Below are 23,134 nucleotides of genomic sequence, written 5' to 3'. Positions count from 1 at the left end.
CTGCACACATTTCAATGCACGTGCACATACCGTCTGGCAGCTACGAGGAACACCCCCTATGAGCATCACTGCGTCTTCCCCCTCCCGCGCGGCCGAGATCCTGTCCCGGCCCATCACGATCAACGGCCTGACCGTCCCGAACCGCATCACGATGGCGCCGATGACCCGCCAGTTCTCCCCGGGCGGCATCCCGGGCGAGGACGTGCGGTCGTACTACGCCCGTCGCGCCGCCGCCGGCGTGGGCCTGGTCGTCACCGAGGGGACCTACGTCGGCCACGAGTCGGCCGGGCAGAGCGACCGGGTGCCGCGGTTCCACGGCGAGGAGCAGCTGGCGGGGTGGGCGAAGGTCGCCGAGGCCGTTCACGCGGCGGGCGGCACGATCGTGCCGCAGCTGTGGCACATCGGCATGGTGCGCACGCAGGGCCAGCCGCCCTACACCGACGCTCCTGCCGTCGGCCCCTCCGGCATCCGCATGGACGGCACCGAGGGCACCGGCAAGGCGATGACCCGGCGTGACCTGGACGACGTCATCAGCGCCTTCGCCCAGGCTGCGGCAGCCGCCGAGCGCATCGGCTTCGACGGCGTCGAACTGCACGGCGCCCACGGCTACCTCCTCGACCAGTTCCTGTGGGCGGGCACGAACCGCCGCACCGACGCCTACGGCGGAAACCCCGTGGCCCGCACGAAGTTCGCCGCCGAGGTGGTGGCCGCGGTCCGCGAGAGCGTCTCACCGGACTTCCCGGTGATCTTCCGCTACTCGCAGTGGAAGCAGGAGGCCTATGACGCGAGGCTCGCCGAGACCCCGCAGGAGCTGGACGCGATCCTGGCCCCGCTCGCCGCGGCCGGCGTCGACGCCTTCCACGCCTCCACCCGCCGCTACTGGCTCCCGGAGTTCGAGGGCTCGGACCTGAACCTGGCGGGCTGGACCAAGAGGCTCACCGGCAAGCCCACCATCACCGTCGGCTCGGTCGGCCTCGACGGGGACTTCATCCGCGGCTTCAGTGGCGAGGGCGCCCCGGTCCGGGGCATCGAGAACCTCCTCGACCGTCTGGAGCGCGACGAGTTCGACCTGGTCGCCGTCGGCCGCGCCCTGCTCCAGGACCCGCAGTGGGCGGCAAAGGTCCTGGGAGACCGGTTCGAGGAGCTGGAGCCGTACGACGTGGCGGCGCTGAAGACGCTGAGCTAGGAGCGTGTCCCAGTAGTGAACGGGCCGGGGCCCGGGCGCAAGCCTGGGCCTGGGCCTGGAGCCGCTCCACAGGTGGGTGCGCAGCGCGCGGCGTCGGACGGCGCGGCCTCAGCCAGGGCAGCGAGGACGACCGGCATCCGTCGGGTGGGAGCGCTTGGCGCGGTGGCCAGTAGTCACTCCAGGACGAAACGGCCGTTGGCCTCGCCGCGGTGACGGGTCGGTGGATCCAGCGCCTCTTCCGGGAATCAGTGCTCATCGGGGTTCCGTTCGGCAGCGCCCGGGCGGGAGCTGGAGCACGGGAAGCCTCGTGCCTGGCACGCCGTCATTCGGTTGAGAGCCGGGTCGGACGAAGACAGGCCGGTGACCAGCTCCCAGCCGCGCGGCCTCCAGCCCCTCATCCCCACCGCCCGCCAGGCGGCGACGCCCGGCGAGCGGGGCGCCGCCCAGCTTCTCCACCTGCGCACCTCCAGCGTGCCGGTGCCCGTGCTGGTGGCCGCGATCGAACTCATCAACACCAAGTTGGAGGACCCGGACCCGGTCACCCGCGAGTCCGCCACCCTCATCCTCCCCCACCTCAACGCCGCCGTAGAGGCCGCCGCCCCGCTCTCACCCGGGACGGCTGAATGACAGGAAGCGCCCGCCGGTGACACCCCGGTGCCTCGGGCCCGGCGGGCACGCCAAAGGCTACCGACCACAGCCGACAAAAGGCCTGCAGCCGGGTACGGGCGCGGCGGGTCCCGGCTGGGAAGCCGAAAGCCGTGCAGGGTGGGGTTGCTGACGGCTCGCCGGGCGCGGCTCGACGGTGCTGAACCGGCGCGGCCAGCCGCCGGAAGCCATCGCGCACCTCTACTCCACGGCTACTGCGTGGATAGAGGTGTCGTCGGCGCCAGTCGGCTTGCCCATAGGGTCTGGGCTGCACAGGCTCCGGCATGCTCATCGAGGGGACTGCAACTTCTCCTGCGGCTGGCGCTCCAGGTCGATGCCGAAGGCGGTCAAGTTCACGATGCCTGCCAGCAGGCCGGCGAGGTCCTCGACCGGAATGTCAGCGGCCCGCCGGCCCTGCACCCGCATGTCCAGTTTGATCAGACCGCCGAGCGAGTCGATCGCTCTGCGGATCTGCGGTGCCCTCGGCACCGGCACGTGCGGCAACCTCGCGACGGTATCGTTCTCCGTCATGGCCCGGACCGTGCCGACTTCCGAGCAGGGCCGGGGGCACACCCGCACCACCGCCCGGGGAGCCGCCGCCGTGCCGGCCTGGCGCCACCGCTACCCCGCCTACCCCCGCATCCTGCTCATCCTCACCGGCACCACCCCCACCTGCACACCCGCCCGCCTGCACCGCCGCATCGCCGATCTGCGCAGCCTCGCCCACACCGGCCCCCTCCTCACCACCACCCCCATCCGCGCCGGCGCCACCACCCTCGACCACCTGCGCGAACACGGCCCCTTCGCGCCGATCTTCACCCCCGTCCTCGGAGCCGCCGACCCCGTCGACGCCTGGCTGCGCCTACGGACGGATGGTGCGTCAACTACCTGATGGGGACACTTGATCCATCCACGGAGCCAGAGCCGAATCGAAGCAACACTGGCAGTCCCGTGGAAGACGCAGGCGCGCTCGTCACAGCACGTCGCCATGGCCTGGTCAGCCCACGACTCGACCCGCTGCGCGATAAAGGCTGCCGTTACGCCGAGCGTCTGAGCGCCGCTGGAGTCACCACTGAGCTCATCCAAAACCCGGGTGCCGTGCACGGGTTCGACCTGCTGGGCATGTCTTCGCAGGTGACGGCGGACGCCGTCGCCGGGGATCACGGTGACAGCGGGAGGAGACCGCCACGTGCGACAAGCGGCGGTCACACTCGCCTCGTCCTCGCTGTGGGCGCCATTCAAGGGACCGGCTACGGGCGTTGAGGGTTTCGCATTTTCGTCAGCAGCGCGAGCAGGGTGTCCTGCTCCTGCGCGTCGAGACCGGCGAACAGCCCGGAGGCGTGCAGCCGCGTTCTGAGCGCCTCCCACAGTTCGTGCCCTTGTTCGGTGAGGACCAGGGTGCGCTTGCGGCCGTCGGCGGGATGGGGCTGACGGGCAACGAGCCCCATGCTCTGGAGCTTGTCGGCGGCGAGACTCACCGTCGAGGGGTCGCAGTGCAGGCGGGCTGCCACATCCCGCATCGTCGGCGGCTCGGTTCCCGGGGCAAGCGCCCACAGCGTGCCGGCGACGGAGGTCGGGACCCCGAACTCGCCGAGCACCTGGCCGACGACCCCGTCCGCGGCGTTGCCCACCTCCACCAGCGCACGGACGATCTCGGCCTTCCGCTCGACGTCCGCGCGGTGAGCCACCGCTGCCTCCGCGTCACTACCCACAGTCATGCGCCCATGATACGCTCCCAATATCAATGAGAAACTCAATGATATTGGAGGAGCAAATGGCTGACAGTCACGACGGTGAGACGGTGCTCGTCACAGGCGGAACCGGCTACCTGGCCGGCTGGGTGATCGTGGGCCTGCTCCAGCGCGGCTACCGGGTGCGCACCACCGTGCGCAGCCTCGACAGAGCGCAGCAGGTGCGCGACGCCGTGCATGAGCAGGCAGGCGGGCAGGCAGCCGGGGCCATCGAGTTCGCGGCTGCTGATCTCCTCAGCGACGACGGCTGGGACGAGGCGACCGCGGGTGCCGACTACGTGCTGCACACCGCCTCGCCGATGCCCTTCGGCCCGGGCGTGGACCTCATCACCACCGCACGCGAGGGCACCCGTCGCGTCCTGGGCGCCGCCGCCCGCGCCGGGGTGAGGCGTGCGGTGCTCACGTCCTCCGGCGTCACGGCCGACACCGGCGACCCGGACACGCCCGCGACCGAGACCACCTGGACCGCGCCGTCCGGTACCCCGCTTCGCGCGTACCCCGATTCCAAGATCCTCGCCGAGCGCGACGCCTGGGATCTCGCCGCCGCGACCGGGCTCGAACTGACCGCCGTCCTCCCGACGTTCATGCAGGGCCCGATGCTGGGCGCAGCGAACAGGCCGGGAACGGTCGAGATCATCCGCCGCCTGCTCGCCGGCAGGATTCCCGCCGTGCCGAACATCGGCTGGAACGTCGTCGACGTGCGCGACATCGCCGAACTCCACATCCTCGCCATGACGAACCCGGCCGCCGCAGGCCAGCGTTACCTCGGTTCGGGCACCTTCCTGTGGTACCGGGACATCGCCCGCATCCTGCGCGAGAGGCTCCCGGACGAAGCCGCCAAGGTGCCCACGCGCACCATGCCCGACCTCGTCGTCAAGCTGCTCGCGCGGCGCAATCCGCAGATGGCGATGCTGCGCCCCGAGCTCGGCCGCATCAGGCTCGTCGACAGCGGCAAAGCACGCACCCAGCTCGGCTGGCATCCCCGCCCCACCGAACAGACGATCATCGACACCGCCGTCGCGCTCCTCGCCGAATCACGAGAGGGCCAGGCAGCATGACGCTCCCACCGGTGCAGCGCACTTCCGTTCCCGTCTACTCACTGGCCGAGCGGGACAGGCGCTGGAACCTGGCCCGCGGCTTCATGGCAGCAGCGGGTCTCGACGGATTGGTCGTGTTCGGCGAAGGAGACGCAGGACCCGCACCCTTCGCCTTCGACAGCTGGTTCACCAATGACCGACCGGGCGTCCTTCTCGTCTTCCCCCGCGACCGGACACCCACCGCGCTCGTACCGATCCCGACGTTCCTCTTCGACCATCGAGAAGCAGTGCACAGAGGCGACGAACTGTGGCTCGCCGCGAACGACCTGCGGCTCGGCCGGCAGTCCCATCAGCTCGTCCAGGCCTTGAAGGACCTGGGGCTCGGCAACGGATCCATCGGAGTCATGGGCCTCGACCCGTACCTTCCCGCGCATCCCGAAGGGCGCATCCCGTACCCGTTCTGGGACACCGTACTGAACCAGCTGCCCGGCGCCGACTTCCACGATGTCGGGCACGCGTTCGCCCGCCTCATGATGCCGCTGAGCGACGAAGAGATCGCCGTGGTGCGTCATGCCGCCCGCGTCGGCGATGCGATGGCAGAGGCCATGGTGGCCACGGCCGCACCGGGCGTGTCCGAAGCCGAGGTGTTCGCCGCGGCCATGGCCACCGCGTACCGGCACGGCACACTCGCGCCCCACCTGCACTTCTGCTCGGGCCCGGCACCATCGGCATCCGGACAGCCCACGTGGGGTTACCGGCCCCAACCACCGCGCATCCTGCGGGAAGGCGACCTCATCGCCACGGAGATCTTCAGCAACTTCGGCGGCCGTCAGACGCAGCACCAAGCCGCGATCGCCATCGGCGAGGTCCACCGGACGATCGAACGCGCCGCCCGGATCGCGAACGAGTGCTACGCCGCCGGCCTGGCGACACTTCGCGCGGGCGCGACGTTCGGGGAAGTCTCCGAGGCCATGCTGGCGCCCGCCGAGGCAGTCGGTGCCTGGTTCCGTGGCCCTCAGATCCACGGACTGAACCCCTACGGCGCCTTCAGCCGCATCCCCGGGGGACTCATCCAGGCCGAAGGCGGCGACCTGTACCCGACAGCGGCCCCACGGCCCGCGACGTTGGCTGACCTGACCCTCGAACCCGGAATGTCCTTCGCCTTCGAACCGAGCTGCGGACTCGGCGACCACATGGTCACCATCGGCGGCACGGTTCTCGTCGGCGAAGACGAGCCGGTCGAACTCAACCCACTGACCGCACAACTGCTGCGGGCCGCATAGTGCCGTCGGCTCGATCCTCAACTGCGGCATCGGGACGCAACCTGCCGAGCAGATCACCTAGTTGAGGCCTGCGGCCGCCGCGCGGAGTTCGTCGAACGCCGCTCGCGTGAGGGCCGCCAGCTCGCCGGGGTCCTCGTCGTGGGCAGGGTCCGCCCACCGTGTGTATCCCAGCCTGAACGCGAGCACGCCCAGTTCGGCGGCCACCTGCAGTCGACTCAGGGCCCGCTGCCCCGCGGTGAGGATCTCGCGCTTGTCCGCGAAGTGGCGAAAGAACGTGCTGCGGGTCAGTTCGGCGCGCTCGGCGATCTGCGCGACCGTCGTCTCGTCGTAGCCCTGCTCGGCGAACAGCCCGAGCGCCGCCACGACCAGACGCTGACGCGCGTCCGGTTTCCACCTCGGCATGTCGCCATCCTAGACGACGGGACACATGTCGCATCACGACGGGACATGTGTCGCATCATGCGCTACGGTGATGGGACACCAGTCGCATCACTGCTTGGAGCCCGTCATGCGCGTCTTCATCACCGGCGGAACCGGCCTCATCGGCTCGGCCGTCGTCGCCGAACTGCTCTCCGCGGGACACACGGTCACCGCCCTCGCCCGCTCCGACGCCTCCGCCGCGCACGCCGAGGCCGCCGGCGCCGAGGTGCTCCGCGGCGCGCTCGCCGACCTCGCCGTACTGCGTGCCGGCGCCGAGCGGGCCGACGGCGTCATCCACCTCGCCTTCAGCAACGACTTCAGCTCACCCGAGGCCCTGGCCCAGGGCATCGCCGAGGAGGCCGCCGCGCTGGCGACGCTCGGCGACACCCTCGTCGGCACCAACCGCCCGCTCGTCACCGTGGCCGGCACGCCCTACCTGCCGGGGCGCGCTTCCACCGAGGACGACGCCCTGCCGACCGAAGGGCCGGTCGCCGGGCGCAGCCGGTCGGTGACCCGCGCGCTCGAACTCGCCTCCCGCGACGTGCGCAGCTCGGCGGTACGGCTGCCTCGCACGGTCCACAACCAGGGCCGGGGCGGGTTCGCCGGGCTGCTCACCGACATCGCCCGCCGCACCGGCGTCGCCGGCTACCCCGGGGACGGTGCGCAGCGCTGGCCGGCCGTCCACGCGCTCGACGCCGCCGTCCTGTTCCGGCTCGCCCTGGAGCAGGCCCCGGGCGGAAGCTCCTGGCACGCCGTCGCCGACGAGGGCGACGCGGTGCGCGACATCGCCGCGGTCATCGGCCGACGGCTGGGCCTGCCCGTCGAGTCGGTACCGCAGGAGAACTTCGGCCCCCTCGGCCCGATCTTCGCCACCGACCAGCCCGCATCCAGCGCCCGCACCCGCGCCACCCTCGGCTGGCAGCCGACCCGGCCGAGCCTGCTCGCCGACCTGGAGAACATCGAACCCTGAGACGCGCCCGGACGGCCCTGACGCCCGGCCGGCACCGGCGGCCGGCGGCCGACCGCGCTGTGCGCAAGCACGACGGCCGGGCGTCAGGGCAACGTCCAAGTCCCCGACGAGTACCCCTTGATCCCACTGCCGGACGGCGCCGGGCCCGGAGCCTGCCCGCCCCCGCCGAGCAGGAACCGGGCACAGGCCCCTACGAGAGGAACAAGGTCCCATGACCTACGTGACCTACGGACCGCACAACCCAGAGGCGACCTACGTCGCTCACGACTACCCCGAGCACGCCTTCGACACCGGCGAGGTCAGCCTCAACCACGCCACGACCGGATCGCCCGACAACCCCGCCCTGCTGCTCATCCCCGCGCAGGGCGAGTCCTGGTGGGGCTACGAGCCGGCGATGAAGCTGCTCGAAGACGACTTCGAGGTCTTCGCCGTCGACCTGCGCGGCCAGGGCCGCTCCACCCGCACCCCCGGCCGCTACACCCTCGACAACATGGGCAACGACCTGGTCCGGTTCATCACCGGACGCATCGGCCGCCCGGTCGTGGCCTGCGGCCTGTCCTCCGGCGGCGTCATCGCCGCGTGGCTCTCCGCCTACGCGCCGCCCGGCATGCTGCGCGGCGCGTACTACGAGGACGCACCGCTGTTCTCCTCCGAGATCGCGCCCGCCTACGGCCAGGGCATGAACCAGGTCATCGGCCCCTGGTTCGAGCTGATGCACAAGTACCTCGGCGATCAGTGGTCGGTCGGCGACTGGCCGGGCCTGAAGCGAGCCATCGCCACCGACCTGCCGCCGGCACTCGCGCGAGGCCTGGCGGCGATGGGCGACTTCCTGGGCGGGGACGAACCACCCCAGACCTTCAAGGAGTACGACCCCGAGTGGGCCCGCGCCTTCGCCAGCGGCTCGGCCAGCGCCTCGGTCGACCACGCCCGGATGCTCGCTGCCGTGAAGGTCCCCGTACTCTTCACCCACCACTTCCACCACGTCGACGAGGAGTCAGGCCGACTCCAAGGCGCCATCTCCGACCTGCAACTCCGACACGCACGCGAGCTGATCACCGGCGCCGGCCAGCGGTTCGACTACAAGACGTTCCCGAAGGCCGGCCACGTCATGCACGGCAGCGATCCACAGCTCTACAGCCGGACCCTGCGCGAGTGGAGCCGCACACTCGACACCTGACGTCAACACGGCAGAGCAGCGCGTCAGCGGTCCCCCGCCCCCGAGGGCCGAGGGCCGAGAGCAAGTGGTGCACTGCCTCGCCGGTCCGCCCGCCCGAACAGGTCATCGCTGATGCCTTCGACCAAGCCCCGGCCCGCGACCCGGAGCATCTGCGGCCCTGGATCGTCCTGGTCGACGACGCCCGCCACCAGCTCGACCTGATCACCGCCGGGACGAGCCGACGCGACGTCACGGTCCACGTGCTGCCGGGCTTCGTCCACGTCGCCGAGTACGCCTGGGCAGCGGCCCACACCTTCCACAAGCCCGGCACGACCGGGGCAGAATGCCCCGCGCGGCCTTTTCCCTTCAACGGATCCGCACCCATCCCAGATCCGCCACGGCCGGGCGGACGAGCTGTCCAGTTCCCCGCTACCCCGGGCAGGTAGGGTCGCGCTGCAGAGCAGCGGCACGTTCCGTGGAAGAGGGTCCGGTGGAGATGCCACCTCCACCGGAGCGGGCGAGCGGTTGCTGACCATCACCGGTGACGCCGGCGACGAGAGTCATGTCGCCGCTGTCGTGCGTCAAGTCGTGGGCTTGTGGGGCCGATTGGACACGGTGATCGCGAACGCCGGGTTCTCCCTGCCCGGCACGCTGGAGGACCACGACCCTGCGGCCATGCGTGCCATGGTTCTCACCAACGTCCTCGGCCCGGCTCTGCTGGTACGCGAGGCACTGCCGCACCTGAGGAAGTCCAAGGGCCGGATCGTGATCGTCGGTTCGGTCGCGGGCACCAGGAACACGCCCGGCAACCTGTACTCCGTCACCAAGTGGGCCGCGCACGCCCTGGCCGAGAACGTCCGACTCCTGGTGGCCGAGGACCGCGTCGGCGTCACTCTTGTCGCCCCAGGGGTTGTGGACACCCCATTCTGGGACGAGCGCGGTGGATCACCCGCAGCGGCGCCGACACTGACCGCCGAGAAGGTTGCCGAGGCGATCCTGTTCGCCGTCAATCAACCCGAGGGCGTGGACATCAACCACCTCGTTATGCGGCCCGCCGGCCAGGTCAACTGATCTCGATCGCGATTCCCGCTGGTCAATGGCCTGGGAGCGGGGAGCGTAGCCGGGTGGGGGCGGGTGTGGGGCGGTCTTGGCCGCCCCGTCCCGCCAACGGGTGACCCCTGCGCGTGTAGTGGCAACGGCGGGCACATGCTTGCTGTCTGCGACGCCGGCGGGACCATCTCATCGCGTGGCTGCGGCGTGGAGCACGGTAGCGGGGTTCAGTTGCCAGCGGACGGCGAATCGAGACATGTGACGATCCGTTGTCGAGGACCAGATGGATTGTCAGGGCAGGGTCGATACTCCCGTCCAGAAGCCGAAGCCAGAGATCTTGGAGGAGATGCTCACTCACGACCGTTCATGATCGCGGTTCCGGCAACGCTCCGTCAGTCCAGCCCGGAGAGTGGCTCTGTCGTGGGTCAGTAACGGGCAAATGGGGTTGTGGATTCAGGCGGGTTCGCGAGATCGTTTGAGGCGATACCCCCCGTCGCTGCCTGTTGGAGGACGTCCGTGGCCGATCTTGCGCCCGCATCGCTGCCCGCCCCGCCCTACTACGCGGTGGTGTTCACTTCCGTGCGGACCGCTGGTGACGAGGGCTACGCGGACAGGGCCGAGCAGATGCTGAAACTGGCTGTCGACCAGCCGGGTTTCCTCGGCGTCGATTCGGCTCGCGGCGCGGACGGTCTGGGGATCACGGTGTCGTACTGGAGCGATGAGGAGTCGATCGCGGCCTGGCGGGGTCACGCGGAGCACGCGCTGACCCGCGCGCATGGGCGCGAGCACTGGTATGCCTCGTTCGCGGTGCACGTGGCCAAGGTCGAGCGCGCCTACGGGTTCCTCCGCCCGGCAGATACGACACGACCCAGGTGAAGACGTTCGGATGACTCATGCCTGATCCAGGCCGGCGAGTATCGACCGCGCCGAAGTCCATCGGCGGGCGCTCCGGCGCGCGTGGCGACCCCGGGTCCGCCACGCAGGATCCGGGGTCGCCCCGCAGCCCACACACGCCGGGCTGGTGCGGCGGAGTCACGCCGATGATCGCCGCCCGTGGTCCGTTTCACCCACCGCCGATGTGTCGCACGGTCTGTAGGTGAAGTGGCCTGGGCGGCGATCATCGGCGTGACCGGCCGTCAGGAGGCGCCCGATGGCTTGTCGAATACGTGCAGGTCTTGTTCGGCGAACACGCGTCGGGCCATGAGCATCGCCTCGGCGACCCGCGCGAACCCGGCGTGAGGCAGGGCTTGCATGATTGTGGCGACGACCTTGGCGGGATCCATCCCGACCCGCAGGCCGATCTCGATGTGGTTCTTCAACGCGAAGTCGGCGCCACCGAGGGTGGTGAGCGCGACGATGCTGGCGATCTGGCGTTCCACCGGGCTCAGCCCGGGGCGGGCGTACACCTCGCCGAACACGAAGTCCACCATGTAGTCGACGAACTCGGGGGCGGTGTCGGCGAACGCCGCCCGCACATGGTCGACCATGTCCGCGCCGGCGAATGCCTCGGCGACCTCGAGTCCCCGTTCCCGCTGTGTGCGGTCGTCTCCGGCTTGCTGCTCCGACGTGTGCATGGATGCCTCCAACGATCGAATCTGGTGGGGTTGCTGTGGCGACGTGCTGGACGTCGTACGGGAAGGCACGCGGGTCACATCGGCGGATGGAGCGGCATGAGCCAGCGCCGGATCGCCTTCGCCGTGCTCTCCGCGTGTTCCCGCACGATGCTGAAGTGGTCGCCCGGGACCTGCGTGAGATCACAGGGGAATCGTTGCCAGGCGCGGTCGTGCCCGGTCCCGGCGGGCTCCGGCGCATCGGTGGCACGCACCCGCAGGACGGGGACGCTGACCGGTGTGGGTGTCCAACCGGCGAAGAGCCGCAGGTAGTGGCCCATCGCGGTGAGCGCGCTGTCTGCAAGGGGCTTACGCGGGTCGATCAGGCTCTGCGCGGCTCGCGTGCGCAGACCGGACCAGGCGTCGTCAGGAGTGGCGGTGTCCAGCAGGACCAGTCCAAGGAGAGCGGCACCGGAACTGGACAGCTGGTCGGCCACCGCGTGCGCGACCCATCCTGCCGAGGAATGCCCGACCAGGACGAACGGTGCGTCGTCGGCGCAGCGCAGTGCGGCTCGGGCCTGCGCCGCGACCAGGGCGGCACGGCTGTCGGGAAGTGTCTCCCCCGGTGCGTACCCCGGGTTGGGCAACGCCCAGACCGTGTGCTCCCGGCCCAGCTGCGTGGCGAGGTGCGCGTACTCATGAGGGCCGGCGGTAGCCTGGAACGACGACAGGCAGATCAGTCGAGGTCGTGCCCCATCGCCGCGTGCCAGGATCTCGGGCCGGCCGACCTCCGGGGGGCCCGCAGGGGTCGTGAAGGTCGGCCGAAGTCGGCTGTGCTTCTCCAGGAGGTCGATGGCCTCCTGGTGGCTCCCCTCCTGCCAGACGGCTTGGAACCGGGTGGCGAGGGAGGCCGCCTCATCCCGTTGAATGGTGACTTGAGCCCGGCTGTCACCGACCTGGTTCTGCTGCGGTACCTGGATCGGCCGTGCCGATGCGACACGGGTGGCACTGGCTTCCTGTGGGGCGCTGGTGGTGGCGAGTTCGGTTGCGAGGTCGTGGACGCCGGCGCCGCCGAGCAGGCGTGAGATCGGTACGTCCTGGCCGAGTTCGCGGCGCAGCAGGTTGCGCAGCTCGGCGGCCATGAGCGAATCCATGCCGCTCTCCTTCAACGGCCGGAAGCGGTCCACCCGCTCAGGATCGACACCGAGCACCGCACCCAGATGCTTCGCCAGGTGCTCCACCATGCCCTCGACACCTGGTGCCGATGGGGAGGACGGGCCCGGAAGGTCCTGCCGCACAGGAGCAACAACCGGCCCGGCCACCTGAGTTGCAAGCACCGGAACAGCTGGAGGTGTGTCGGCCGCCTCATCCGGGTCACGGTCGGCGATCTCGCTCAGCAGCGGGTTGTCGGCGTCCTGCGGGTAGGCGGCGAGGTAGGTCGGCCAGTCCACGGGGAGGTGGATCATCTGGCCGTCCGCGCCCAGCATGGCCGTGAACAGCTCGGGGCCGTCCACGGAGTGGATGGGCAGCATGCCTGCCGGGCGAACGTCATGGCCGCTGCTCTCGCCGAGACGCTGGGCCAGGCCGGTGTCGACCCAGTAGCCCCAGTTGACGACGGTGGACGGCAGACCTGCGGCACGTCGGTGGGTGGTGAGCGCCTCTAGGAACGCGTTGCCGGCGGCGTACGCGCCGAGTTGCACGGAAAGGCTCAGGCCGCCGAGTACGGACATGATGGAGGAGAACACGACGAAGAAGTCCAGCGATTGGTCGGCGAACAGCTGGTGGAGTGTCCACCCGCCGGCGACCTTGGCCCGCAGGGCCGCACGGAGATCGTCCTCGGACAGGTCGATCGTGGGGGCGGGGTCGAGCACCCCGGCGGAGTGGACTACGCCGCCCACTGGCGGCAGGCCCTGTTGTTCCCGTCGGTGGAGCAGTTGCGCCATGGTCTGGGGATCGTCGACGTCGACGGGCGCGTAGGAGACCTCGGCCCCGTCGGAGCGCAGCCGCTTCAGCAGCGTCGCACGGGGGTCGGACCCGTTGGGGTCGACGTGGCTGCGCCCGGTCAGCAGCAGGTGCCGCGCGCCCTGGCCGACCAGCCACTGGGCGACCAGGGCGCCGATTCCGCTGGCCCCGCCGGTCACCAGGTAGGTGGTGTCCGGCCGGATGCGTGCCTGCTGGACCGGTGTCCGGGCGTCGGGGTCCGCCGCGCGCAGACGGGGAGCGAGCCGCTGTCCGCGGCGCAGGGCGAGCTTGTTCTCCGCTCCTGGGGCGAGCAGCAGCGCGGTCAGGTCGGCGGCCTCGCTCGCGCCGCCCGTTCCCTGCTCATCGAGGTCGACCAGGACGGTGGGGCAGTCCGGGCGTTCCTTGCGGAGGATGGGGCCCAGGCTCCACAGCACGGCCTGCCAGGGCGCCGGACAGGTGTCCTGGGGGACGGTCGCCTGGGCGCCGCGGGTGAGCAGGAAGATCCGTGGTGGTGTCGGCTGCGCGAGTGAGCGGACCGATCGGGCCAGCCGGACCACGGTGGCGCACAGTTCGGTGGCGGTCCACTGCACCAGGCGCGGCGAGGCCGCGTCGTCGGAGCCAGCGGACAGTGCCTGTGTGCTGACCACCCCGCGCAGCGGAGCATGGAGCGTGGCCTCGGCCAGCACACGGGCCACGTCGTCCTGCGAACCCGGTGCGGCACGGAAGCGGCCGGGGCCTTCGACCATGAACCCGTTGCCAGGTCGAACGGTGGACACGACGCCACCCGCCGCCGCGAGCTGTTCGGCAAGCCTGCGGTCCAAGTCGGTGTCGTCGCCGACGATCAGCCAGTGCCCCGCCTCGGCGGGTGCGGGCCGACCGGCTGTCTCCCGCCAGACCACGCTGTGACGCCCTTGGGCGAGCGTGTCTGAGCGTGTCGCGTGTCCTGCGTGAGAAGCGGGCACCCGCTTGCCCCGTATCCCGCTGATCCGCATGATCACGGCGTCGGAGTCGTCGAGGACGGTGACGTCCACGGAGGGCTCGCCCTGCGTGGTCCGGCCCAGGAGGGCGTGGCTCCACAGCGGCCCACCGGCGTAGGGCCGCAGCAGGCGCACCCGGTCCATGCCCAGCAGCACGAAGCCACGGCTGCCGGCCTGCGCCGGTCCGGACAGCATGGGCACCGCGACCTGAAGGCAGGCGTCCAGCATCGCGGGGTGGAAGCGGAATCCGCTGCCGTCGACGGGCCGGAGCCGGGCCAGGGCCTCACTGTCGCCGCGCCACAGTTCGGCGATGCCACGGAAGGCGCCCTGCCACGTGTTGCCGGAGTCGCGGTGGTCGCGATAGAACAACTCACCTGGCTGCCAGTCAGAGCAGCGGTTGCGGATGTCACTTGAGGCCGTGGTTGGTTGAGGTGTGTCGCCGAGCTCGACGGGGACGACACGTGCTCGCGCGTGGTCGCTCCAGCCGGTGGTGGCCCCCGTTCGGCCGGCGATCCGCACCCGCCAGCCTTCACCGTCGGGCTCGCCGGTCACCCGTAGCTCGGGACTCTCCGCTGCCTGCGCGTCCAAGGGCAGCAGCTGCCGGAACTCGATCTCGCGCAGCTCGGCCGAGCGGCCGTCGAGGAGCCGCTGCGAGGCGGCCAGTGCCAGCTCCAGGAAACCCGCCCCTGGCATCACGGGCTGTCCGGCCACCGCGTGGTCGAGCAGGAACTCGTCGTGGCCGAGGTCGACCTTCCATCCGCGGGAACCAGGTGCACCGGTGTCGGTGGCCGCGAGCCACGGGTGTGCCGGAGTGGGCGCAGCCGCCGAGACCTTCGGAAGGTTCGTCGCGGGAACCGGGGGCCGGCTGGTGGAACCGATCTCGGGCCACGGGAAGCCAGCCGCCTGATACCAGTGGCGGGTGCGCTGCCACGGGTAACGGGGCAGGTCGAGGAAGGGGCCGGGCGCGCCGTGGACCTGCTCCCAGTCCGGGTCGCACCTGGCAGCGTAGAGGACGGACAACGTCCGGTAGAGGCACGACAGTTCCGGCTGGCCGCGGCGCAGCGACTCCAGCACCACGGTGTCCGCGCCCGCGTTGTCCCGCAGGGCGGTGGTGAGCACCGGATGCGGGGACATCTGCAGGAACACCACGGGCTGCGGGCCGGCCAGGACGGATCGCACGACGTGGTCCAGCTGCACTGTCTCCCGCAGATTGCGCCACCAGTAGTCGCGGTCCAGGGCCGTGCCGGGCAGCTCGCCGCCGGTGACCGTGGACAGGAACGGGACGCTCGTGGCGCTGGGTTCGAGATCGGCCAGCCCCTCGAGGAGCAGTTCCCGCAGCGGATCCATCTGCGGGCTGTGCGCGGCGTAGCCCACGTGGACTCGCTGGCAGGACACCCCGCGTCGCTCGCAGCCGCGGATGATCCGCTCGATCGCCTCCACCGTCCCGGACAGGACCGTAGAGGCCGGGCCTTCCGCGACCGCGACCGACGCCTCTACTCCGAGATCGGCGAGCAGGGCCAGGATGTCGGTGTGCGGGCGTTCCACCCAGCAGACGGCGCCCTCGGGAGCGAGGTGGTCGATCAGTTCGGCGCGCAGACAGCTGAGCCGGCCCGCCTCCTCCAAGGTGAGGGCCCCCGCGCAGTGCGCGGCGGCGATCTCCCCCTGGCTCTGCCCCAGCACGGCGTCCGGTTCGATACCCCACGACCGCCACAGCCGGTCCAACGCCACACTCATCGCCCACAGAGCGGGCTGAACGCGCTCCGTGCGCTGCAGCCAGCCGTCGTCGTCACCGCACAGCGCGTCAATCAGCGACCAACCGCCGTACTTGCGGATGACCACGTCACACTCGTCGATCGCGTCCCGGAACGGACGGTTGGCGGCGAGCAGTTCCCTGCCCATGCCGAGCCACTGGGAGCCCTGCCCGGGGAAGACGAACACGATCCGGGGCTTGCGTGCCCCGGCGCGGGGGCTGCTGACCAGACCGGAGTGCTCCCGCTCGTCAAGGAACGCCCGGAGCCCGTCGGTCATGGCCGCGGCCGAGTCGGCGGTCACGGCCAGCCGGTGTTCCCAGTGGTCCCTACGGGTCGCCGCCGCCGCGCACACCTGCCGCAACGGCGGTGGGCTGCCCGCAGCGGGATCCAGCAGCTCCGTGTACTGGCCGGCGAGCTCCCGCAGCGCCTCCGGCGACCGCGCCGAGATGGCCAGCAGGCCCGGCCGGCCACTGTCCTGTTCCGCTGACCGTTCCACGGACGGGGTGGGCGCGGAGCGGAGCACCACATGGACGTTGGTTCCGGTGGCCCCGAAGCCGCTGACACCGGCCAGTAGCGGCTCGCCGCTCCCCGTCAGATCCACGCTGGTCGCGGGCACCCGCAGCGGAGCCGCCTCCCAGTCGATCGCCGGGTTCGGCTCGACCAGCAGCGGGTTGCCCGGAGCCGTGCGATGCTCCAGGCACAACACCGCCTTGATCAGGCCGACCACGCCTGCCGCTGCCTCGGTGTGCCCGACGCACACCTTTGCCGAGTTCACCAGGAGACGTTCCCGCCCCGCACCCCGTGGCCCGAGTACGTCGGACAGCGCGGTGAGTTCGACCTGGTCGCCCAGGGGCGTGCCGGTACCGTGGGCCTCCACGAACGCCACGTCACGCGGATCGACTCCCGCGTTCGCATAGGCCGCGCGCAGCATCGCCGCCTGCCCCTGCGGACGTGGGGCGACCATGCCGCTGCCGGTGAAGCCGTCATTGTTGGCCGCACTGCCGAGAACGACGGCGCGCACCCGGTCACCGTCGGCGAGCGCGCGGTCCAGCGGTTTGAGCAGGACCAGCCCGACCGCCTCACTGCGCGCATAACCATTGGCCGAAGCGTCTGCGAACTTGCTGCGCCCGTCCGGGGACAGCGCCCCCGCCGATCCCAACGTGACGGTGGAGTAGGGGGCGAGGATGAGATTGGCGCCCCCCGCGATCGCGGCCTCGCACTCGCCTGCGCGGATGCTCTGGCAGGCCAGGTGGATCGCGGTCATCGACGACGAGCAGGCCGTGTCCATGCTGACCGCGGGCCCCTGGAGGTCGAAGGCGTAGGCCATCCGCCCGGACAGTGCTCCGCGCCAGCTCGCCCCCATCTCGGCGTAGAAATCGAGCCCTTCGAGATCGGCGACCTGCCGCAGCCAGTAGTCGCCGGCCACGTTCCCCACGAAGACCCCGGTGCGGGTCCCAGCCATCCGCCGCATCGGGATGCCCGCGTCCTGGGCCGCCTCGTAGGCAACCTCCAGCAGCAGCCGCAACTGCGGGTCGGCCCGGCGTGCCTCGCGCGCGGACATGTCGAAGAACGCCGCGTCGAACAGGTCCAGCCCCGGCAGGAATCCACCTCGGGTCGTCGGCACCTTCCCCGGGGTGCCTGGCTGCGGATCGTGCAGCTCACGCATCCACGGACGGTCCGACGGGGCCTCGGTCACCGTGTCCCGGCCGTCGAGCAACACCTCCCACAGCGCCTCGACGTCGGGAGCCCCCGGGAAGCGGCCACTCATGCCCACAATCGCTATCGGTTCGTCCGCGCGTCGCTCTGATAACGTCACAGTCAGTCCCCTCATGATCACTTTGGGACCACCATGCCACAGTTCCCCTACCGGCGGGTAACAGGTTCACATGCGGAATCCGTGACCTCGATCTCACTTCCGCGCACCTGGTGAGGCTGCGTCATCTCCCCAGCGACACTGACCGCGTGTGAGAAAACTTCCCGCTGTCGACTGGGCCAACGGGCACCCCCGCTTCAAGGGCGGCACCCCGGCGCTCGGCGCCGACATCCACGGCGAGCCCGGCCCGGTCGGCACCTGGAGCGACGAGCCGGACCAGGCCGTCGTCCTGGGCCGCAAGAGCTGGAACGTCGACCGGCTCGGACTTCCGAACGAAGACGTCGAACTGCGGGTCTTCAGCAACGGCCACTACTACGGTCGCTTCCTGCTCCAGCCGACCCCGAGTGTCGCCCCCTCGCTGGAGGCCCGCCTCGTCGCCGTGACCCTGGCCGACCAGGCCGGCAACGCACTGGACACCCTGCAGAGCCCCGCTCTCACCGACTGACGAGAGCTGCGTCGGACGGGAGGCACCGAGCCTTCCGAAACAACAGCGCCTCGTGGCGCACTGACACGTTCGTCAACGGGACACTTCCCCGACTGATCACCGTCCTTGTCCGCGGAAGCTACGAAGCGAGCTTTGCGGCGATCAGCTTCTTCGCGCTTTCGGGCTGGGCCGCCATCCTGAGCCCGTCCCAGTCGAGTCCGAGCGCCGCGATGGTCTTGCGCGCCTCTTCCGTGCGGACGGGGTCGGCGTCCTGCCCGCCTTCGGCCATCCCGTAGAGCGCGGCGGCGTACTCCTCGCGCTTGGCCGGGCCGGCCTTCTTCCAGACGGCGAGGGTCTTGCCGAGTCGGGCGAGAGGGGAACGGGTCGGTTTCCCGTCGGCGTCGTGCTCGGCCAACTGCTCCCAGCGCTTGGCGAAGTACTTCCACGCCTTGTACGTGGCGAGGCCCAGCCCCACCGCGGCGGCAGCACCGGCGAGCGCCCAGCCGACCGGGGTGGCCAGCAGCGCGCTCGCACCCGCGGTCGCTCCCGCCGCGACGGCGATCGAGGCGACAAGGGCAGCGACGGATCCTGACGCCCCCAGAGCCCCGCCCGCGGCCGCGATGATCTTCTTGATCCGGACGCGGGTTCGCCGGGGCGAGAGAGTCGTGTACGCGGAGTGCATCGGTGTGAGCGACCGTGAAGCTGTGGCAGCCACGTGCGGGCTTTGCGCACAGCTCGCCGGCCAGGTGGTGCTGGACGACGGTGTGCGAGGCGGGCACGGTGCGGTCCTCAACCGTAGTCGGGGGCGTCGTAGATCTCGGGGTCCGGGGCGCCGCTCGGCAGGTACCGGGACTTGTCGAGAAGTAGATCGCCGTAGTTCAGCGGCCACGGGCTTGACGGGCTCAGAACGTTCCGTTTCCGATCCGCGAACGATGGTGGCGTTGTTGCTGGTCACGGGCCCCTCGTAGAAGCCGGGGCAAAAGCCCGGCCGAGCGGCCCCCAACGAACGAACTGACCCCCATTCAACTGTTCGCTCGTTGGCTGCAGTGCGCCGTGACGTCTTGGTGCTGCGAGATGATGGTGGTGGTGCTGTGCTGAGCCTTGCGCGACAGTGACGCCGTACTGCTCCGGTCGTCCTGCTGTCGGCCGACCACGAGGTGCTGTTGCTGCCCTTCGAGGGTGGCGTGTCCGGCGCCCGGTGGGGCTGGATGTCGCTGCCGGCGACTCGTACCTCGCGGCTGTTCGGCGCTGCCGGAGAGGGGAGCCGCCTGGCGCCTGGGAGTGCACGAAGGGGTCGGAAGTCTCCTCAGGGTCGTTCAGATAGCACTGCTGTTCCAGCCTTCACGTCGCACGCCTCATGGAATCGTTCCACCACGAGCCCGACCAGTTCGGGCGCGTCGCCCAGCGGCTCGGAGACGCCGACCACGCCGGCCGCGGTCGACGAGTCGACGGCCTGGCGGAACAGCCGACCGGGTGCAAAGCAATAGGACGCGACCGCGACTCGGCGAGCCCCCTCAAGGCGCAGTTGCGCCACCGCCTCCCCGGGCGTCGGCGACGAGGTCGACGCGAAGCCGGCCCGGCACGGCAGGCCGAGGTCCGCGCCCAACGCGGATGCCATGGCGCTCACCGATGAACACGCTTCGACATCGCTACTGCCCGCGGCAGCCATCACCACTGCGTCAAAAGCGACATCCAGCTCGGTGAGGCGGCGGCGCAGCGCCGCGACCAGCCGCCTGTCGGGCGCGTCCGGAGACCTGCCCAACACCGGTGTCACGACCGGCGCCAGGGCCGGTGGGTCGGACAGCGCCCTGGGCAGGTCGACTCGGGCGTGAAATGCGGAGGTCAGCAGCAACGGCACCACGACCACGCGGCCGTGTCCGGTCTCGGCGAGTGTGCGAAGCACTTGACGCGCCGTGGGGTCGGCATGCCGGAGATACGCGACCTCGACCCGGCACGCCAGGGACAGCCCGACCGCGCGGGCGAGCGCGCGAGTGGACTTCTGCGCCTGGGCGTCGAAACTGCCGTGTGCCAACAGGAGCAGCGCGCCCGCGGCCGACTCGGCGACCTGTTGGTGCGGCGTCTCAATCACGTTGGTCACTGTCGTACCACCCTCGTCATGCGGTGCCGGCGCAGTAGAGTGATGACTATCTCACAGTCTGTGACCGGCCTTCAGCAAGACCGGCCTCAGGTCGGCTCCATGCCCGGCCGCCTGACAGCCTCGTCTTCTTCCGAAACGCTGGTCTCTCGCCGGGGCTGATGGCGGCCGCCGGTGCGGGTGTGATCACCACCTTCGCCGCACCGTCCTTGGCCTGGGCGGACAGTGCTCCGGCCGGGGCTTCGTCGAGCCCGGTCAGCCTGTACGTGTTGACCCGAGGCGCGGCCGCAGACCTTGCCGGCCGCAGACCGCACCCTCGGCGCTCGGCGCCCCACTGCGGGTGCCGAGCGCCTCGATCTGCTTGACCAGGTGCACGAGTCGACTCCGAGCCGCCAGCCGCCAGCCGCCAGCCGCCAGCCGCCAGCCGCGAACCGGGAACTCTGGCGGTTGGCTACGGCGCACCTTCGCCCGGCACAACCGCTGTCAGCGGCCGGCCGAGTAGGCGGCGCCCGGGATGGAGGTGGGTGAACCTCCGGCGGGGGTGTAGGTGAGGGTGACATCTCCCTTGAGCTGGAAGACGTTGCTGGGCTTGGCCTTGTTGCCCGGATTGCACACCGGCTCGACGACCGAGAAGTTGGAGACGTACTTCGACCCGTCGGCGGTGGTCACGGTGGTGGTGAAGTTCGCCACGCCCGTCTTGGCCGGGTTGGGGCCGTTCGGCTCCTGACCAGGTCGTTTGTCCAACCAGCTCGAAGGCTCGCTGCTGGGTTCCCGACAAGGTTTCTACGAGCCTCGCCCCAGTGCAGGTACCCGCGGCTCGTCGTTGCTCTCCTGCGGGGGCCGGCGCTTGGGGTGCCGACCGGGCGTACGGTCGGTGTGGGTCAGGTAGCGGAGCGCATTGCTGCGTCCGGCCAGCTGCCCAGCCGTTGCGGCATTGTCGGCCGGTGTCATGGCTTTGCCGAGGCCCTGATGTGCGGGGTGGTGGCCGGACAGGCTAGTTTGCTCGGATGAGTCTCCTTGATGATGTGGCCGAGCGCGACGGCTGGCTGTGCTGGGTGTGCGACGAGCCGGTCGACCCCGACGAGTCGGTGAACGACCCGCGGGGGCCCAGCGTCGACAGCCGGACCGCCGACCGGAAGGCCAAGGTCGCCGAGCGGCTCGCGCACCGCGGGTGCAACACCCGCAAGGGCGCGGTCAAGGTGGTCATCGCCTGGCCGGACCGCCTGTACGTGGTCGAACCCGCGCCGCTGATCACCGTTGCCGGGAGGCTGGAGCGCAAGGGGGGCCGCGAGATGGTGGGCCGTTGTCCGACCAGGCAGGACGCCCAGGAGGCGGCGGACTGGCTGGTGGACCGGTTCTCCCGACTGGTACCGGGGCTGCCGGTGACCGCCGACATCGAGCCGGGCGGCGGCCAGTTCCTCGTCATCCTGGCCACTGGCCGCCGCTGACCGGGGATCACCGGCGCACACTCGCGTCGAGCTGAACCGTCGGCACACATCGACCTGTCCTGGCACGATCTGGCCGACAGGGAGGCACAGCCTGGGTGGGCGGCGATCCGGTGGCGCCGGCTCGTCGGCCCCATCCGCTTCTCCACCAGCAGCGTGTAGGCAGTCCCCGGCAGACACCGTCGGACCCCTCCCACCCATTCAGGTGAGGGACGTCCACTCGATTACTGCAGAAGCTCAAGGCCGTGACATGAACGCACACCTGTCCCATAGTTGACAGGGCATCAGGCTGAATGACCGCAACAGAACCGACCCGAACTGGTCACTCATTCAGTGGCCGGCGCTGACACTCAAGGAGTTGACCACTTGACCACCATCAACGAGTCGGTTCTCAGCGTCGACGAAGCGAACCGGGCGCGCAGGCGCCGCCAGTCCTGGCCGGCCTTCCGCCACAGTTCCCACTCCGTCACCACGACGCCGGGGCGGGTGAGCAGGTAGGGCGCGGTCAGGGCAGAGATCCGGCGTCTGCGCGACCATGAACTGACGAACCGGCGGCGCTGGGGCGGGTGCCCGCCCCAGCGCCGGTGCGACTACTCCTGCAGGTAGGTCTCACTGAAACTGGTGCCGCTGGAGCCGAGCGCGCTGGTGCGGGCCTCGTACGAGCCGTTCGAGGGGTCCATCGCGACCGGGTTCGAGGAGCCGAGGGACTTGCCGTTGACGGTAGCCGAACTGAACTTCAGCGTGCCGAAGTTGGGGTAGGCCCCGGTCGGCGACTCGATGATCACCTCGGCGCTGGCCCGCTGCGCGGAGAGGGTCTTGCTGGTGCTGTAGGTCCAGCCCCGCGAGGAGTCGGTCAGCTTCAGGTTGTACTTGTTGCTCCCGACGTAGGTCACCGAGGCGTTGATGACGTCCCCGGCCGATACCGGGTACGAACTGGTGCTCAGGTAGACCGGGTTGGCCGGGTACATCTCGTACCAGGCCTGGTCGACGGGGCTGCCGCTGGAGCAGTCGGTCGCCACGCCGGTCTGCTCCACGCTGGACGATCCGTACCCGTCGATGCCGACCCAGGGGGCGTAGAGGTCGTTGGTGGAGTTGCAGGTCGCACGCACCTCGGTCCAGGTCGCCGAGACCGAGGTGAAGCCGCTGCCGGTAGCGGCGTAGCCGCCCCAGTTGTAGCCGTTGATGTTGTAACTCAGGGGGCGGAACGCCAGGTGCTGGGCTGCCGCCGCGGTGGTCGGCGCGACGGGGGCGAGAGCGGTGGCCGCTGCCGCGAGGGTGGCGACACGTATCAGGAACTTGCGCATGCTGGATCCTCCGTGGGGGGACGAACAGGATGCTCGCGAGCCCGCCCGAGCCGTGTGGGGGGCTTTGGGGGGCAGTACAGAGTCACCTATTGTCATGCGCTGGGCAAGAGTCTGGAAGCTTCGGGTTTCCCGTGAATTCGTGGGCCCAGCAACAGGACTGACGGCCGCTCCGCCGAATGCGCGCCGAATCAGCGACGGCGGAGCGTCAGGCTCGCGTCAGCGGACCGTCAGCCCGGTGCCGCACCATGGTCATGT

General features: G+C 70.4%; 21 protein-coding genes. 12 read left to right on the top strand and 9 right to left on the bottom strand.

Translation table 11 applies throughout. The annotated features are described in order from the left end of the window. Positions 1-58: 58 nt before the first annotated feature. Positions 59-1,186 carry an NADH:flavin oxidoreductase gene (locus ACFZB9_RS23055; protein WP_391449922.1) on the top strand — a complete coding sequence of 376 codons (1,128 nt, stop codon included), beginning with the start codon at positions 59-61 and terminating at the stop codon, positions 1,184-1,186. 360 nt (positions 1,187-1,546) lie between these two features. Beyond that, positions 1,547-1,813, top strand: a complete 267-nt coding sequence (locus ACFZB9_RS23050; RefSeq protein WP_391449920.1) for a hypothetical protein — start codon at positions 1,547-1,549, stop codon at positions 1,811-1,813. A gap of 306 nt (positions 1,814-2,119) precedes the next feature. On the opposite strand, the gene ACFZB9_RS23045 is transcribed toward ACFZB9_RS23050, so the two are convergent. Beyond that, a complete protein-coding gene (locus ACFZB9_RS23045) occupies positions 2,120-2,362 on the bottom strand; it encodes a hypothetical protein (RefSeq protein WP_391449918.1) in 243 nt (80 codons plus the stop codon). Here ACFZB9_RS23045 and ACFZB9_RS23040 point away from each other — a divergent pair. Both ACFZB9_RS23040 and ACFZB9_RS23035 read left to right on the top strand, forming a co-directional pair. Then, positions 2,361-2,723 carry a hypothetical protein gene (locus ACFZB9_RS23040; protein ID WP_391449916.1) on the top strand — a complete coding sequence of 121 codons (363 nt, stop codon included), beginning with the start codon at positions 2,361-2,363 and terminating at the stop codon, positions 2,721-2,723. The genes ACFZB9_RS23045 and ACFZB9_RS23040 overlap by 2 nt on opposite strands. Beyond that, positions 2,723-3,094 carry an alpha/beta hydrolase fold domain-containing protein gene (locus ACFZB9_RS23035; RefSeq protein WP_391449914.1) on the top strand — a complete coding sequence of 124 codons (372 nt, stop codon included), beginning with the start codon at positions 2,723-2,725 and terminating at the stop codon, positions 3,092-3,094. The genes ACFZB9_RS23040 and ACFZB9_RS23035 overlap by 1 nt, the downstream gene beginning before the upstream one ends. Here ACFZB9_RS23035 and ACFZB9_RS23030 read toward each other — a convergent pair. Then, the gene (locus ACFZB9_RS23030) at positions 3,082-3,549 is read right to left on the bottom strand and encodes a MarR family winged helix-turn-helix transcriptional regulator (RefSeq protein WP_391449913.1); all 468 of its coding nucleotides are present in this window, start codon (positions 3,547-3,549) and stop codon (positions 3,082-3,084) included. The genes ACFZB9_RS23035 and ACFZB9_RS23030 overlap by 13 nt on opposite strands. Positions 3,550-3,605: 56 nt before the next feature. On the opposite strand from ACFZB9_RS23030, the gene ACFZB9_RS23025 reads away from it, so the two are divergent. Beyond that, positions 3,606-4,640 carry an NAD-dependent epimerase/dehydratase family protein gene (locus ACFZB9_RS23025; RefSeq protein WP_391449911.1) on the top strand — a complete coding sequence of 345 codons (1,035 nt, stop codon included), beginning with the start codon at positions 3,606-3,608 and terminating at the stop codon, positions 4,638-4,640. An 11-nt stretch (positions 4,641-4,651) separates the two neighbouring features. Beyond that, a complete protein-coding gene (locus ACFZB9_RS23020; RefSeq protein ID WP_391449909.1) occupies positions 4,652-5,902 on the top strand; it encodes a M24 family metallopeptidase in 1,251 nt (416 codons plus the stop codon). 57 nt (positions 5,903-5,959) lie between these two features. Here ACFZB9_RS23020 and ACFZB9_RS23015 read toward each other — a convergent pair whose 3' ends face one another. Further along, positions 5,960-6,304, bottom strand: coding sequence for a TetR family transcriptional regulator (locus ACFZB9_RS23015; protein WP_391449908.1), 345 nt, complete (start codon positions 6,302-6,304; stop codon positions 5,960-5,962). Between the two features lie 106 nt (positions 6,305-6,410). Between ACFZB9_RS23015 and ACFZB9_RS23010 the strand changes: the two genes are divergently transcribed. The 4 genes from ACFZB9_RS23010 to ACFZB9_RS22995 all read left to right on the top strand — a co-directional run bounded on the left by ACFZB9_RS23010 (position 6,411) and on the right by ACFZB9_RS22995 (position 10,374). Next, positions 6,411-7,292 carry an SDR family oxidoreductase gene (locus ACFZB9_RS23010; protein WP_391449906.1) on the top strand — a complete coding sequence of 294 codons (882 nt, stop codon included), beginning with the start codon at positions 6,411-6,413 and terminating at the stop codon, positions 7,290-7,292. A gap of 211 nt (positions 7,293-7,503) precedes the next feature. Further along, complete coding sequence (locus ACFZB9_RS23005) at positions 7,504-8,469, top strand: alpha/beta fold hydrolase (RefSeq protein ID WP_391449904.1); 966 nt, start codon at positions 7,504-7,506, stop codon at positions 8,467-8,469. 504 nt (positions 8,470-8,973) lie between these two features. Beyond that, positions 8,974-9,519: an SDR family oxidoreductase gene (locus tag ACFZB9_RS23000; protein ID WP_391449901.1), complete on the top strand. Its 546-nt coding sequence runs from the start codon at positions 8,974-8,976 to the stop codon at positions 9,517-9,519. Between the two features lie 495 nt (positions 9,520-10,014). Continuing rightward, a complete protein-coding gene (locus ACFZB9_RS22995; RefSeq protein WP_391449899.1) occupies positions 10,015-10,374 on the top strand; it encodes an antibiotic biosynthesis monooxygenase family protein in 360 nt (119 codons plus the stop codon). Between the two features lie 260 nt (positions 10,375-10,634). Here the strand turns inward: ACFZB9_RS22995 and ACFZB9_RS22990 are convergent, their stop codons facing one another. After that, entirely contained in the window at positions 10,635-11,072 is a 438-nt protein-coding gene (locus ACFZB9_RS22990) for a carboxymuconolactone decarboxylase family protein (protein ID WP_391449897.1), read from the bottom strand. Positions 11,073-11,146: 74 nt separating this feature from the next. Beyond that, on the bottom strand, positions 11,147-17,569 hold the full coding sequence (locus ACFZB9_RS22985; protein ID WP_391449896.1) for an SDR family NAD(P)-dependent oxidoreductase: 6,423 nt from the start codon (positions 17,567-17,569) through the stop codon (positions 11,147-11,149). A 133-nt stretch (positions 17,570-17,702) separates the two neighbouring features. On the opposite strand from ACFZB9_RS22985, the gene ACFZB9_RS22980 reads away from it, so the two are divergent. Then, entirely contained in the window at positions 17,703-18,056 is a 354-nt protein-coding gene (locus ACFZB9_RS22980) for a hypothetical protein (protein ID WP_391449895.1), read from the top strand. A gap of 118 nt (positions 18,057-18,174) precedes the next feature. Here the strand turns inward: ACFZB9_RS22980 and ACFZB9_RS22975 are convergent, their stop codons facing one another. The 3 genes from ACFZB9_RS22975 to ACFZB9_RS22965 form a co-directional block, all read right to left on the bottom strand. Continuing rightward, on the bottom strand, positions 18,175-18,717 hold the full coding sequence (locus ACFZB9_RS22975; RefSeq protein ID WP_391449893.1) for a hypothetical protein: 543 nt from the start codon (positions 18,715-18,717) through the stop codon (positions 18,175-18,177). A gap of 624 nt (positions 18,718-19,341) precedes the next feature. Then, the gene (locus ACFZB9_RS22970; protein ID WP_391449891.1) at positions 19,342-20,133 is read right to left on the bottom strand and encodes a sirohydrochlorin chelatase; all 792 of its coding nucleotides are present in this window, start codon (positions 20,131-20,133) and stop codon (positions 19,342-19,344) included. Positions 20,134-20,613: 480 nt separating this feature from the next. Continuing rightward, positions 20,614-20,874 (bottom strand): hypothetical protein, encoded by a 261-nt coding sequence (locus ACFZB9_RS22965; RefSeq protein WP_391449889.1) that lies wholly within the window; start codon positions 20,872-20,874, stop codon positions 20,614-20,616. A 263-nt stretch (positions 20,875-21,137) separates the two neighbouring features. Here ACFZB9_RS22965 and ACFZB9_RS22960 point away from each other — a divergent pair, with 263 nt between their 5' ends. After that, positions 21,138-21,578 carry a hypothetical protein gene (locus ACFZB9_RS22960; RefSeq protein ID WP_391449887.1) on the top strand — a complete coding sequence of 147 codons (441 nt, stop codon included), beginning with the start codon at positions 21,138-21,140 and terminating at the stop codon, positions 21,576-21,578. A gap of 587 nt (positions 21,579-22,165) precedes the next feature. Here the strand turns inward: ACFZB9_RS22960 and ACFZB9_RS22955 are convergent. Further along, positions 22,166-22,879 carry a G1 family glutamic endopeptidase gene (locus ACFZB9_RS22955; RefSeq protein ID WP_391449885.1) on the bottom strand — a complete coding sequence of 238 codons (714 nt, stop codon included), beginning with the start codon at positions 22,877-22,879 and terminating at the stop codon, positions 22,166-22,168. Positions 22,880-23,134: the final 255 nt, after the last annotated feature.

Source organism: Kitasatospora sp. NPDC008050, from assembly GCF_042957465.1.
Classification (GTDB): Bacteria; Actinomycetota; Actinomycetes; order Streptomycetales; family Streptomycetaceae; genus Kitasatospora.
This window is presented reverse-complemented; position numbering and strand designations above follow the sequence as displayed.

Excerpts from the sequence above, each read along its gene's own strand:
- ACFZB9_RS22985 (WP_391449896.1), bottom strand. The coding sequence starts at position 17,569 with ATGAGGGGACTGACTGTGACGTTATCAGAGCGACGCGCGGACGAACCG.
- ACFZB9_RS22955 (WP_391449885.1), bottom strand. The coding sequence starts at position 22,879 with ATGCGCAAGTTCCTGATACGTGTCGCCACCCTCGCGGCAGCGGCCACC.
- ACFZB9_RS23030 (WP_391449913.1), bottom strand. The coding sequence starts at position 3,549 with ATGACTGTGGGTAGTGACGCGGAGGCAGCGGTGGCTCACCGCGCGGAC.
- ACFZB9_RS23025 (WP_391449911.1), top strand. The coding sequence starts at position 3,606 with ATGGCTGACAGTCACGACGGTGAGACGGTGCTCGTCACAGGCGGAACC.
- ACFZB9_RS23010 (WP_391449906.1), top strand. The coding sequence starts at position 6,411 with ATGCGCGTCTTCATCACCGGCGGAACCGGCCTCATCGGCTCGGCCGTC.
- ACFZB9_RS22960 (WP_391449887.1), top strand. The coding sequence starts at position 21,138 with ATGAGTCTCCTTGATGATGTGGCCGAGCGCGACGGCTGGCTGTGCTGG.
- ACFZB9_RS22975 (WP_391449893.1), bottom strand. The coding sequence starts at position 18,717 with ATGCACTCCGCGTACACGACTCTCTCGCCCCGGCGAACCCGCGTCCGG.
- ACFZB9_RS22990 (WP_391449897.1), bottom strand. The coding sequence starts at position 11,072 with ATGCACACGTCGGAGCAGCAAGCCGGAGACGACCGCACACAGCGGGAA.
- ACFZB9_RS23015 (WP_391449908.1), bottom strand. The coding sequence starts at position 6,304 with ATGCCGAGGTGGAAACCGGACGCGCGTCAGCGTCTGGTCGTGGCGGCG.
- ACFZB9_RS23045 (WP_391449918.1), bottom strand. The coding sequence starts at position 2,362 with ATGACGGAGAACGATACCGTCGCGAGGTTGCCGCACGTGCCGGTGCCG.
- ACFZB9_RS23055 (WP_391449922.1), top strand. The coding sequence starts at position 59 with ATGAGCATCACTGCGTCTTCCCCCTCCCGCGCGGCCGAGATCCTGTCC.
- ACFZB9_RS23035 (WP_391449914.1), top strand. The coding sequence starts at position 2,723 with ATGGGGACACTTGATCCATCCACGGAGCCAGAGCCGAATCGAAGCAAC.
- ACFZB9_RS23040 (WP_391449916.1), top strand. The coding sequence starts at position 2,361 with ATGGCCCGGACCGTGCCGACTTCCGAGCAGGGCCGGGGGCACACCCGC.
- ACFZB9_RS23005 (WP_391449904.1), top strand. The coding sequence starts at position 7,504 with ATGACCTACGTGACCTACGGACCGCACAACCCAGAGGCGACCTACGTC.